The following is a 12,141-nucleotide window of genomic DNA, read 5'->3' on the forward strand; positions in this document are numbered from 1 at the left end:
GATTCCGGGGAGCGCGGCCTTTTCGTTCACCGCCTGCGGGGCTGGGCTCAGACGGTGGTGATGACCTGGTCGAACTCCAGGCGCGGGGAGCGCGGGAACCAGGCGTCCTCGCCCGGCTTGCCGATGTTGATGACCATCAGCGGGGTGTGGTCGCCGTCCAGGAACTCCTTCTGGAGGCCGGCGAAGTCCAGACCGGTCATCGGGCCGGCGGCCAGGCCGGCGGCGCGGACGCCGATGATGAAGTACGCGGCCTGCAGCGCGGAGTTGACCAGCGCGGACTGCTCGCGGACCGGGCGCGCGGAGAAGAAGGCGTCCTTGGCCTGCGGGAAGTGGGGGAGCAGCTGCGGGAGCTCCTCGTGGAACTCGTTGTCCGCGGACAGGATCGCGACCAGCGGGGCGGCGGCGGTCTTGGCCTGGTTGCCCTCGGCCATGTGCTTCACGAGGCGCTCGCGGGCCTCGGGGGAGCGGACCAGGGTGATGCGCAGCGGCGTCTGGTTGAAGGCGGTCGGGCCGTACTTCACCAGGTCGTAGATCGCCTGGACCTGCTCCTCGGTCACCGGCTCGTCGGAGAACGTGTTGGCGGTGCGGGCCTCACGGAAGAGGAGGTCCTGAGCGGCGGCGTCGAGAACGAGAGACATCGGAAAGCCTTCTTCTGTACGGGACTGAAGCGATGCCCAGAGCCTACGACGAAAGTAGATGAAAATTCAACTAAATATGTTTCCGGGTGAGCGGGATCACTCCCCGCCGCCCCCCTCGGCCGCCTCACGCGCCGCCAGCGCCGAGTCCAGCCGGGCCCGGGCCCCCTCCAGCCAGTGGCGGCAGACCTTCGCGAGCTCCTCGCCGCGCTCCCAGAGCGCGAGGGAGTCCTCCAGCGAGGTGCCGCCGGCCTCCAGCTTGCGGACGACCTCGATCAGTTCGTCCCGGGCCTGCTCGTACCCCAGCGCCGTATCGGTCTCTGCCATTCCCGCTCCCACCTTAACTGTGTAGTACACCGAAATTTGTTGCGGCAGTGTGAAGCGACCTGCCGGTGAAGCGACCTGCCTACGAGGGCTCTTCGGCCGCGGCGACCCGCACCGAGAACTCCCCCTCCGCCACCCGCGCCCGCAGCACATCGCCCGCCGACACGTCCTCGGGCGAGCGCACCACGTGCCCGTCGTCCCGCTGCAGCACCGCGTACCCGCGCTCCAGCGTGGCCGCCGGGGACAGCGCCACCACGCGGGCGAGCGTGTGCGCCAGCTCCGAATCGGCCCGGTCCAGCAAGTGCCCCAGGGTCCGGCGGCCGCGCGCCAGCAGCGCGTCCACCTCCGCCTCCCGGGTCTCCACCATCCGCTGGGGATGGACGAAGACCGGCCGCGCGAGCGCGTGCGCGAGCCCCCGCTCCTCCCGGTCGAGCAGCCCGCGCACGGCGCGCAGCCCCCGGCCCTGCAGCTGGCGCACCCGCTCCAGCTCCTCGCCGACGTCCGGGACCACCTTCTTCGCCGCGTCCGTGGGCGTGGACGCCCGCAGGTCCGCGACCAGGTCCAGCAGCGGGGAGTCGGGCTCGTGCCCGATCGCCGAGACCACCGGCGTACGGGCCGCCGCGACGGTCCGTACGACCTCCTCGTCGGAGAAGGGCAGCAGGTCCTCCACGCTGCCGCCGCCGCGGGCCACGATGATCACGTCCACCTCGGGGATGGCGTCCAGCTCCTTGACCGCCTGGATCACCTGGGGCACCGCGTGCACCCCCTGGACGGCGACGTTGCGGACCTCGAAGCGGACCGCCGGCCACCTGCGCCGGGCGTTCTCCAGGACGTCGCGCTCGGCCGCCGAGGCCCGCCCCACCACCAGCCCGATCAGCTGCGGCAGGAACGGCAGCGGCTTCTTGCGGTCCAGCGCGAAGAGCCCCTCGGAAGCGAGGGAGCGCTTGAGCCGCTCCAGCCGGGCGAGGAGCTCGCCGATGCCGACGGGCCGTATCTCGGTGGCCCGCAGGGACAGCTGCCCGCGCGGGGCGTACCACTCGGGCTTGGCGAGCACGACGACGCGCGCGCCTTCCGTCACGGAGTCCGCGACCTCGTCGAAGACCTGCCGGAAGCAGGTCACGCTGAGGGAGATGTCGTGCGAGGGATCGCGCAGCGTCAGGAAGACCACCCCCGCTCCCGGCCGCCGCGAGAGCTGCGTGATCTGCCCTTCCACCCACACCTGACCGAGCTTGTCGATCCAGCCCCCGATGAGCCGGGACACCTGACCGACCGGCAGCGGCGCGTCAGCCGACGAATTCAGACCCATGCACGCAGGCTAACCGCCCGCGCCGACACCGGCGTCGGGCCGGGAGCCCTGATCCTGCCCGCGTCGCCCGCGCTGGGCCACCAGCACGCACAGGCCCGCCAGCAGCCACACCGCCCCCACCAGTTGCGCCGTCCACGAGGCCTCGACGATCACCGTGATGGTCACGGCGGCGCCGAGGACCGGGATCACCAGGTGCTTGAACCAGTTCGGAGCCCCCTCGCGGCGCTTGACCACGAACCAGCCCACCACCGAGGCGTGCAGCAGCGTGAACGCCACCAGCGCCCCGATGTCCACCACCGAGACCAGGTGGTCCAGCCCGTCGTCGCGCCGGGCCGCCCACACGGCCGCGATCAGGGTGACCGTCGCCGCCAGCAGCAGGGCCGGGCGCGGGGTGCCGTGCGAGGTGTGGGCGAGCACGCGGGGCAGCCGCCGCTCGCGGGCCATCGCGAAGAGCAGCCGGCCGGCCGCGGCCTGTCCGGCCAGCGCGGCGAAGGCGGCCCCGATGGCCTTGCTGACGGCGACCAGGTCGTGCAGCCACATGCCCACGGAGGCTTCCACGGTCGTGTAGAAGGCCGGGCCCTGCTTCGCCGGGTCGGCCGCCAGCTCCGCCGCCGAGAGGGGGCTGAGGAGGGCCGCCAGATAGGTCTGGGCGATGAACAGCACGCCCGTCAGCGCCAGGCAGAACAGCACCGCCCGGGCCACCTTCGCGCTGCCTCCGGTGACCTCCTCGGCGAAGGAGGCGATGGCGTCGAAGCCCAGGTAGGACAGGACCGCGACCGAGACCGCGCCGAGCACGGCGGCCGTGGAGAACCCGCCGAGCGAGCCGTCCCCGGTGAAGGGGGAGAGCCAGGCCCGGTGCTCCGCGCCCCGGACCAGTACGGTCACCGCCGAGACCAGGAACACCAGCAGGACCGCGATCTCCATGGCCAGCACGGCGAAGCCCACGCGGGCGGCGGCCCGTACGCCCCACAGGTTGAGCAGGGTGGTCACGACCACCGCCAGGGCCGTCCACACCCACCGGGAGACCTCCGGGACCAGGGCGTTCATGGCGATGCCGGAGAAGAGGTACGCGACCGCCGGGATCAGCAGGTAGTCGAGCATCGCCATCCAGCCGGCGATCAGCCCGGGACCCTCGCCGAGGCCCTTGCGGGCGTACGTGAAAACAGAGCCGGCCTGCGGGGCCACCCGCACCATCTGCGCGTAGGAGAAGGCGGTGAAGGCCATCGCCACCGTCGCGACCAGGTAGACGAGGGCGACGGCGCCGTGCGATTTGGCGTCGAGGGTGCCGAAGACGCCGACCGGGGCCATGGGGGCGATGAAGAGCAGCCCGTAGACCACCAGGTCCCGGAATCCGAGACTGCGGCGCAGCGAGGTGCCGGGCGCGGCGGACGGGCCGCCGGACGGACCGGGCGGGCCGGGCGGCGTTTTGGGATCCGTCGCGGACGCCATCTTTCCTCCGGAGGTAAGGCAGGTGCGGATGTTCGACCCAGTTTGTGCCGAACGGGCGACCCCCGGCCTCCTGGACACCCCCGTACGATGGAGCCCATGACTGCTGACGCCCCCGCTCCCGCATCCCGCCGCGTTCTCCTCGCCGCCCCGCGCGGCTACTGCGCGGGCGTGGACCGAGCCGTGATCGCCGTCGAGAAGGCCCTCGAACAGTACGGCGCGCCGGTCTACGTGCGGCACGAGATCGTCCACAACAAGTACGTCGTGCAGACCCTGGAGCGGAAGGGAGCCATCTTCGTCGAGAAGACGGAGGAGGTCCCCGAGGGATCCATCGTGATGTTCTCCGCGCACGGCGTGGCCCCCGTGGTCCACGAGGAGGCGGCGCGCGGCAAGCTCGCGACGATCGACGCGACCTGCCCGCTGGTCACCAAGGTCCACAAGGAAGCGATCCGCTACGCGAACGAGGACTTCGACATCCTCCTCATCGGCCACGAGGGCCACGAGGAGGTCATCGGCACCTCCGGCGAGGCCCCGGACCACATCACCATCGTGGACGGCCCGCACGACGTCGAGAAGGTCACCGTCCGCGACGAGTCGAAGGTCGTCTGGCTGTCGCAGACCACCCTCTCCGTCGACGAGACGATGGAGACGGTCGACGCCCTGAAGACCAAGTTCCCGCTGCTCGTCTCGCCGCCCAGCGACGACATCTGCTACGCCACCTCGAACCGCCAGGAGGCGGTCAAGGTGATGGGCAAGGACTGCGACCTCGTCATCGTCGTCGGCTCCAAGAACTCCTCGAACTCGATCCGCCTCGTCGAGGTCGCCCTCGACGCCGGCGCGCAGGCCTCGTACCTCGTGGACTTCGCCGGCGAGATCGACGAGGCCTGGCTGGAGGGCGTCACCACCGTCGGTCTGACCTCGGGCGCCTCGGTGCCGGAGGTGCTGGTCGAAGAGGTGCTGGAGTGGCTGGCCGCGCGCGGGTACGCGGACGTGGAGATCGTCAAGACGGCCGAGGAGTCCATCGTCTTCTCCCTGCCCAAGGAACTGCGCCGCGACCTGCGCGCGGAGGCGGCGGAGCTCGTGGCGGCGCCGGGCGCGGGTGCGGGCCCGGGTTCGGGCGTACAGAAGTAGGCATCTCCCCGGCAGGGCGCTCCGGCGGGTCTTTTCGTACGGTGAGTCCATGGAGATCTTCGGCGTGGACATCGGCGGTTCCGGGATCAAGGGCGCTCCTGTGGACCTCAACCGTGGCGACCTGGCGCAGGAGCGCCACAAGGTGCTCACACCGCAGCCGGCCACCCCCGACGGGGTGGCCGGCTGCGTCGTCGAGGTGGTGCGCCACTTCGGCTGGGACGGCCCGGTGGGGGTCACCTTCCCGGGGGTGGTCACGGGCGGGGTGACCCGGTCGGCGGCCAACATGGACAAGGCCTGGGTCGGGGTGGACACGGCGGCGCTGCTCTCCTCGCGCCTGGACGGCCGCCCGGTGACGGTCCTGAACGACGCGGACGCGGCCGGGGTCGCGGAGATGGCCTACGGGGCGGGGCGCGGGGTCGACGGCACCGTCATCCTGCTCACGCTGGGCACCGGGATCGGCAGCGCGCTCTTCACGGGCGGACGACTGGTGCCCAACACCGAGCTCGGCCACCTGGAGCTGAAGGGCCACGACGCGGAGACGCGGGCCTCGGTGAAGGCGAAGGAAGACGGGGAGCTGACCTGGGAGCACTGGGCGCGCCGGGTGGGGAAGTACCTGGCGCACGTGGAGATGCTCTTCTCCCCGGACCTCTTCATCATCGGCGGCGGCGTGAGCCGCAAGCCGGACAAGTTCCTGCCGCTCATCGAGGGCGTCCGGGCGCGGATCGTGCCGGCGGAGCTGCAGAACAACGCGGGCATCGTGGGCGCGGCGATGGCGGCGCGCTCGGCGGCGCGGCAGTAGCCGCAGGACCCGGCCGTGCAGGGCCCGGCCCCGCAGGACCCGGCCCCGCCGGGCTCAGGCGACGCCGGGCTCAGGCGACGCGGCGGGGCATCCGGCGGCGGCCGATGAGGACGGCCTTGCGCACCACCGCGATCAGCGCCGCCACGAGCGTGCCCGCGTACAGCCAGCCGGCGTGCAGGGACAGCGCGGACACCAGCCCCATCACCTCGCCGGCGAAGCCGCCGGAGCCGCCCGACACGGGCCACACTCCGGCGGCGAAGGCGATGGGGGCGGAGATGGGCGCGGTGATCAGGTCGGCGGGCCGCACCCACAGGGCGGTGGCGGCCGCGACCGGCAGGAAGAACAGGCCGTAGACGAACAGCGAGGCGTCGAACAGCAGCCAGTCGAGGCCGCCGATCAGGAACATCGCGGCGCAGGCGAAGAGCCCGCCGCCGAGCCCGGTCAGCCGGGGCCGCGGCAGCCGGCGCACCGGCGCCGGCACTCGCTGGGGGGACCGCTCGGCAGACCGCTCCGCCGGGTGACGTACCGTACGCGCCTTGTATCGCTCCACCCCCCAAAGCTAGGCGGGGAGGCAGCCGATCGTGTGCCCGGACACGCGTACATCCGTGCCCCCTCATCGAAAGTAAACTGCTCCTTGGCCCACTCCGGGCCGCCGCCCCCTCCAGCTACGGGAAGTCGCCAACGTGTCGCTCACGATCGGAATCGTCGGCCTGCCAAATGTCGGCAAGTCGACCCTGTTCAACGCCCTGACCAAGAACGACGTGCTGGCGGCCAACTACCCGTTCGCCACGATCGAGCCGAACGTCGGCGTCGTCGGCGTTCCGGACGCGCGCCTGGGCGTCCTGGCCGGCATCTTCGGCTCCGCCAAGCTCCTCCCGGCGACGGTCGACTTCGTCGACATCGCGGGCATCGTGCGCGGTGCGTCGGAGGGCGAGGGCCTCGGCAACAAGTTCCTCGCGAACATCCGCGAGTCGGACGCGATCTGCCAGGTCATCCGCGCCTTCAAGGACGAGAACGTCGTCCACGTCGACGGCAAGGTCTCGCCGAAGGACGACATCGAGACCATCAACACCGAGCTGATCCTCGCGGACCTCCAGTCCATCGAGAAGGCGGTGCCCCGTCTGACGAAGGAGTCCCGCCTCCAGAAGGAGAAGGTCGCGGTCCTCGCGGCCGTCGAGAAGGCCACGAAGATCCTCGAAGCGGGCGACACCCTCTTCTCGCACGGCATCACGAAGGGCACGGAGCAGGGCGACCTCCTCCACGAGCTGCACCTCCTCACGGTCAAGCCGTTCCTCTACGTCTTCAACGTGGACGAGGACGAGCTGACGGACGACGCCTTCAAGGCCGAGCAGAGCGCGCTGGTGGCCCCGGCCGAGGCGATCTTCCTGAACGCCAAGCTCGAGGCGGAGCTCATCGAGCTCGACGACGACGAGGCGCTCGAGCTCCTCCAGTCGGTCGGCCAGGAGGAGCCCGGCATGGCCACCCTCGGCCGCGTCGGCTTCGCCACCCTGGGCCTGCAGACCTACCTGACGGCCGGCCCGAAGGAAACCCGCGCCTGGACCATCAAGAAGGGCGCCACCGCCCCCGAGGCCGCCGGCGTGATCCACACCGACTTCCAGCGCGGCTTCATCAAGGCGGAGATCATCTCCTTCGAGGACCTGGTCGCCTGCGGCTCGGTCGCCGAGGCCCGCTCCAAGGGCAAGGCCCGCATGGAGGGCAAGGACTACGTCATGCAGGACGGCGACGTGGTCGAGTTCCGCTTCAACGTCTGAGTGGTCCGAAGGGGCCGGCTCCTGCGGGAGCCGGCCCCTTCGGTGTGCGGTCACCACGGCCAAACCAGTCAAATGCGGTCGAGACGGTCAAGATTTCGACCAGCGCTTGGTGAGAACCGTTATGGCTTCTGTCACATCGTCGAGGCGGCTGTCGTCCGTCCTTATCACCCTCGCGAGTTCAATGTGGAGAAAACGCAGCTTTTCCTCGGCCGCCACCTGGCCCTGCTCGTTCGAGGTTCCGGACAGTTTGCATTTCCGGACATTGGCCCGGCAGACCTCAAGGCCCTCGTCGGTCAGCGCCGCCGACAGGGTCCTGGCCTCGGACACCGCACGGTCCCCGGCCCCGGTCGAGACCACGGCGTCGAATTCGGGGAAGGACTCGTTGGCGAAGCCGTGCAGCTGCACCCCTGGCAGGCCGCGCTCCATCAGCTCCTCGATCACCTTGTGGAACACCGAGTCCGTGCGGTGCGCCACATCGGCGGAGTCCCCTTCGCCGGCGGTCCGGTGAGCGCCGGCCAGCACCATCACTCCGCCGGGCGCCCCGCGCAGCACCCGGGCGCCGAGCCGCTCGGTCTCCTGGTCGGCGACCGGGTGGGGGACCTGCACGCTCCAGGTCAGCGGCACGCCCAGGTTGACGTACACCCGGCCCCAGCCGCGGTTCGCCGAGCCCGAAGAGCCCGCCGCGTCCGCGACCTCGGCGTAGTCCCGGCCGCTGACGGTGTCCGTGAACGCCTGCACGGTGAAATCGACCTCGGCCAGCCTCTTGCGCGCCGCCTCCTCCTTGCCGTCGAGGAGGAGGGCGACACCCTGGGTGACCGTCCGGCGCTCGGTCGCGGTGGGGATCCGGTACCCCCCCCGCTCGCCGAATCCCTGGGTGAATGCCGTAATCCGCTTTTCCAGGTCGACCCCCGGGGCAGCCGAAGGTCTGGAATTCACCTGCATTTCGCCCGATGGTTGCCCTGCGGAGAGCGTGAAATACGCCACAATCGCGGCCATGATGGCCACCGCGCACAGAGTTGCCTTAATCGTTATACGTTTCGCGAGGAACGGAGTCATGATCGGATAAAGATAGACCGAGTGAAGATATCCGCCTCTCTCGTCACGCTCCGCACCGGAGCGCTCACCCTGCTCCTGTCGACAGCGCTCACCGGCTGTGGACTCCTCGGCGGCGCAGGATCCGGTGGTGATGCCAAGGGCCGTCTGTCCACGGGGGCCGGTGGGCGTTCTTTCACCGTGGCCGCGGCCGGTGACGTTCTCATCCACCCCGAGCTGACCACTCAGGCCGAGCAGGATGCCAAGGCCAAGGGCAAGGCCGGCATGGACTTCGGACAGATCATGGCCGGGGTGAAGCCCGTCATCAGCAAGGCCGACCTGGCGATCTGCCACATGGAGCCCGTGCTGGGCAAGCCGGAGGGGCCGTTCCAGAGCTTCCCGGACTTCATCGCGCCGCCGCAGGTCACCACGACCCTCAAGGACCTCGGGTACGACACCTGCTCGACCGCGTCGAACCACGTGCTCGACCACGGTGAGGGCGGTGTCAAGAGCACCCTCGACGCCCTCGACAAGGCGGGCCTCAAGCACACCGGCTCCGCACGCAGCCAGGCGGAGGGCGCCAAGCCGCTGATCATGGACGTCAAGGGCGTCAAGGTCGCGCAGATCTCCTTCGCCGGCGGGTTCAACGGCCGTCAGGTACCCGCGGACAAGCCGTGGCTGGCCAACAAGACCTCACTGGACGCCATCTCGGCCGCCGAGAAGGCCGCCCGGGCCGCCGGCGCCGAAGTCGTCATCCTCAGCATCCACTGGGGCACGGAGCACCAGCCCGCCCCGAACTCGCTCCAGCTGAGCCTCGCCAAGAAGGTCGCCGAGAAGACCGGCATCAACCTGGTCATCGGCCACCACGCCCACGTCGTCCAGCCCATGGAGAAGGTCGGCGACATCTGGGTCGCGTACGGGCTCGGCAACCAGCTCGCCCGGCACGAGGTGCCGAGCGGACTGTCCGAGGAAGGCGTCATCGGCTGGTTCGAATTCGCCGAGAAGAACGGCAAGTGGGACGTCAAGGCCCGGTACGTCCCCACCTTCGTGGAGCTGCCGCCGGACCTGGAGGTTTCCGACCCCGCGGTCAAGCTGCCGGAGACCGGACAGGTCAAGGACCACAGGCTGATCGAGCTCGCCACCGCGCTGAAGAACGACAGCGGGCTGTCGGCCGAACGGCGCGCCCGCTACCAGCTCGCGTTCGACCGCACCCAGGGCACCTTGCTCAACCGGGGCGGCGGCAAGGACGGACTGGCGCCGCTGACGAACCGCTAGGACCGGGGCGACCGCAGTCCGCCCGCCGGACGTGTCGCCCAGCGAACCCGCACCGCACCGCACCCGCACCCGCACCATCACCCACATCCACAGGAGTCCCGTTGTCCGCGTCGCGCACGAAGCGGCGGCAGAAGGCCCGCCGAAGGGCTGACATGTCGCTGCTGGGCGGCATCCGGCCGCCCATCGCCGCGCTGTCCGCGCTGCTGCTCGCCCTTGCCGCGCTCACCGCATTCCACCTCGGCAAGGTGGGCAATGAGTCCGTCCCCGAGGCGGTCCGCACCTCCCAGCAGTACTTCGCGGAGGACGGCGCCATCGCGATGCGGGCTTCGCTGGACGAGTCGATCACCGACATCTCCCGCACCGCCACCCTCTTCAACGCGGGCGCCCCGGTCTCCGCCGACACGGTGCTCGACAAGCTCGGCAACGTCTACCAGAAGTGGCGCGGCACGGCCGTCATCGAGGTCAAGTCGGGACGGCTGGAGGCCCAGCGCGGCGAGAACGTGCCGCTGAAGGCCATCGACCACACCAAGCTCGCCGAGGCCAACGGCCTCGTCCCGCGCATGGTGCGGCTGGAGAACGGCGAGACCCGCCTGCTCACCTTCGCCGTGCTGTCCTGGCCCGGCCAGCCCCAGAAACTGCTCGTCGCCTCGAGCAGCCTGAGGTTCCCCGGCGTCAGCCTCGGCAAGTTCCGGGCCATCGCCGTCACCGACCCCACCGGACAGATCCTCAGCAGCGACGGCATCGCCAACGACGAGCAGATCCAGTCCGAGGACGTCAAGGAAGACACCGAGCAGGCCCGCAAGCAGCTCAAGAAGTACGCCAAGATCGCCGCGAGGAAGACCAAGGCGAACCCGCTGACCACCAAGGAGCCCGGCGGGGGCGGCTTCCGCGGCGTCAGCGGCAGCCTGCTCGGCTCCTCCAACGGCGGTGAGCGGACCGTCGTCGGCTACGCGAGCCTGACCGGCCCCGAGGCGGGCAAGGGCACCGCGGCCACCGCCCTCGGGCTGACCGTCATCTCCCTCATCAGCGTCACCGAGGACCGGGCCTCCCTCGTCGACCCCTTCTTCGGGATCGTCGCCGCGGCCGTCCTGCTCGTCATCGGCCTCCTCGCCGTCTCCCTCCTCATCGGCACCGTGCAGAAGCCGCTGCTCCAGCTCTTCCTGGAGAGCCGCCGGCTCAGCCGCGGCGACCTGAACCGTCCGGTCAACCGGCCCAAGTACGGTGAGGCCGCCCGCATCGGCACCGCCCTGGAGCGGCTGCGCCGCCAGCTGCTCGGCGAGTCCTCCGAGGACCAGAAGGCACACAGCCCCGGCCGCGGCCGCGGCCGGATCGGCGCCCGGGCCCTGCTCGCCACCTGCGGCGCGCTCCTGCTGCTGTGGTCCGCGCCCCTGGTGCTGCTGCTCAACCGGGCCGGCGATTCCGTCGGCGTACCGCAGACGATCGTCCACGACCAGCGCGAACGTACCGACACCCTTGCCGACCGGGTCCGCCGCGCCCTCAACGAGGGGCACACGGACCTCGCCTCCGTGGGCTCGCTGATCGGCCCGGCCACCACCCCCGCCGAGATGACCGGCATCCTGGAGCGCACCCTCACCCAGCACGGCCGCTACGAGTCCTTGTACGTCCTCCAGGCGGACGGCACCATCACCGCCAAGGTCGGGGCCGCGCCCCGGCGCCCGCACGGCAAGGCACCCGCCGTCGACGCACCCGTGGCACTGCTCGAATCCGGCAACGCGCCGGTCATCGTCGAGTTCGCCGCGGCCCCCGGCATCAAGGGCGCGTCCGTGGTCGGAGAGCTGCGCATCGACTTCCTCAACTCCCTGCTCAAGCGTCCCGGCCTGGGCGAGATCCGGGTGATCGACGAGAAGCAGCGCATCATCGGCGGCAACAACGGCTACCTGGCCTTCTCGCAGCTGCCCAACGACAGCCTGCGGGCGCTGGTGGCCGGCACCAACCAGAAGGTCGGCAAGGGCCCGCGCCCCAGCAGCGTCGTGCTGCGCAACAACGACGACGACATCACCATCGCCGCCGCGGTCCCGATGGCCGGCGGCGGCGCCGCCAAGCCGCTCGCCTGGACCGTGGTCAGTTGGCAGCCCGCCAAGGGCCTGGCCATCCCCGAGTACAACCTGCAGAACCGCACGGTGCTGGCCGGACTGCTCGGCCTCACGGCCGCCCTGGTCTGTCTCGGCTGGCTCCAGATCGTGGTGGTCCAGGCGCTGCGCGAACTCACGCGGCGCGCCGAAGCCCTGGCGGACGGCGACCGCCGCACCGTCCTCTACCCGCGCCACCACGACGAGGTCGGCGCCGTCACCCGCAGCCTGGAAGTCATCAGGCAGCAGCTCCAGGAACTGCGCAAGCGGGAAGCCACCAGCACCGCCGGCCGGTCCGGCCAGGCTGCCAAGGCCGGAAGGAACTGACCCC

11 protein-coding genes are annotated in these 12,141 nt (G+C 70.8%); 5 read left to right on the top strand and 6 right to left on the bottom strand.

Annotated features, from left to right (window positions below; all coding sequences use genetic code 11):
• Window positions 1–47 precede the first annotated feature (47 nt).
• The 4 genes from OG247_RS27545 to OG247_RS27560 all read right to left on the bottom strand — a co-directional run bounded on the left by OG247_RS27545 (window position 48) and on the right by OG247_RS27560 (window position 3,714).
• On the bottom strand, window positions 48–638 hold the full coding sequence (locus OG247_RS27545) for a malonic semialdehyde reductase (RefSeq protein ID WP_327254742.1): 591 nt from the start codon (window positions 636–638) through the stop codon (window positions 48–50).
• Window positions 639–734: 96 nt separating this feature from the next.
• Window positions 735–962 carry an exodeoxyribonuclease VII small subunit gene (locus OG247_RS27550; protein WP_327254743.1) on the bottom strand — a complete coding sequence of 76 codons (228 nt, stop codon included), beginning with the start codon at window positions 960–962 and terminating at the stop codon, window positions 735–737.
• Window positions 963–1,041: 79 nt separating this feature from the next.
• Window positions 1,042–2,265, bottom strand: coding sequence for an exodeoxyribonuclease VII large subunit (gene xseA, locus OG247_RS27555; protein ID WP_327254744.1), 1,224 nt, complete (start codon window positions 2,263–2,265; stop codon window positions 1,042–1,044).
• 9 nt (window positions 2,266–2,274) lie between these two features.
• Entirely contained in the window at window positions 2,275–3,714 is a 1,440-nt protein-coding gene (locus tag OG247_RS27560) for an APC family permease (RefSeq protein ID WP_327254745.1), read from the bottom strand.
• A gap of 87 nt (window positions 3,715–3,801) precedes the next feature.
• Between OG247_RS27560 and OG247_RS27565 the strand changes: the two genes are divergently transcribed.
• Window positions 3,802–4,842, top strand: a complete 1,041-nt coding sequence (locus tag OG247_RS27565) for a 4-hydroxy-3-methylbut-2-enyl diphosphate reductase (RefSeq protein WP_327254746.1) — start codon at window positions 3,802–3,804, stop codon at window positions 4,840–4,842.
• Window positions 4,843–4,891: 49 nt separating this feature from the next.
• Window positions 4,892–5,641: a polyphosphate--glucose phosphotransferase gene (gene ppgK / locus OG247_RS27570; protein ID WP_327254747.1), complete on the top strand. Its 750-nt coding sequence runs from the start codon at window positions 4,892–4,894 to the stop codon at window positions 5,639–5,641.
• 70 nt (window positions 5,642–5,711) lie between these two features.
• Here ppgK and OG247_RS27575 read toward each other — a convergent pair whose 3' ends face one another.
• The gene (locus OG247_RS27575) at window positions 5,712–6,191 is read right to left on the bottom strand and encodes a DUF6542 domain-containing protein (RefSeq protein ID WP_327254748.1); all 480 of its coding nucleotides are present in this window, start codon (window positions 6,189–6,191) and stop codon (window positions 5,712–5,714) included.
• Between the two features lie 133 nt (window positions 6,192–6,324).
• On the opposite strand from OG247_RS27575, the gene ychF reads away from it, so the two are divergent.
• Window positions 6,325–7,413, top strand: coding sequence for a redox-regulated ATPase YchF (gene ychF / locus OG247_RS27580; RefSeq protein ID WP_327254749.1), 1,089 nt, complete (start codon window positions 6,325–6,327; stop codon window positions 7,411–7,413).
• Window positions 7,414–7,500: 87 nt separating this feature from the next.
• Here ychF and OG247_RS27585 read toward each other — a convergent pair whose 3' ends face one another.
• Window positions 7,501–8,409, bottom strand: a complete 909-nt coding sequence (locus tag OG247_RS27585) for a hypothetical protein (RefSeq protein ID WP_442813662.1) — start codon at window positions 8,407–8,409, stop codon at window positions 7,501–7,503.
• An 81-nt stretch (window positions 8,410–8,490) separates the two neighbouring features.
• Here OG247_RS27585 and OG247_RS27590 point away from each other — a divergent pair, with 81 nt between their 5' ends.
• Together OG247_RS27590 and OG247_RS27595 are read left to right on the top strand one after the other, a co-directional pair.
• Window positions 8,491–9,720 carry a CapA family protein gene (locus tag OG247_RS27590; RefSeq protein WP_327254751.1) on the top strand — a complete coding sequence of 410 codons (1,230 nt, stop codon included), beginning with the start codon at window positions 8,491–8,493 and terminating at the stop codon, window positions 9,718–9,720.
• A gap of 101 nt (window positions 9,721–9,821) precedes the next feature.
• A complete protein-coding gene (locus OG247_RS27595; protein WP_327254752.1) occupies window positions 9,822–12,137 on the top strand; it encodes a HAMP domain-containing protein in 2,316 nt (771 codons plus the stop codon).
• Window positions 12,138–12,141 lie beyond the last annotated feature (4 nt).

The sequence above is a fragment of the Streptomyces sp. NBC_01244 genome (assembly GCF_035987325.1).
Classification (GTDB): Bacteria; Actinomycetota; Actinomycetes; order Streptomycetales; family Streptomycetaceae; genus Streptomyces.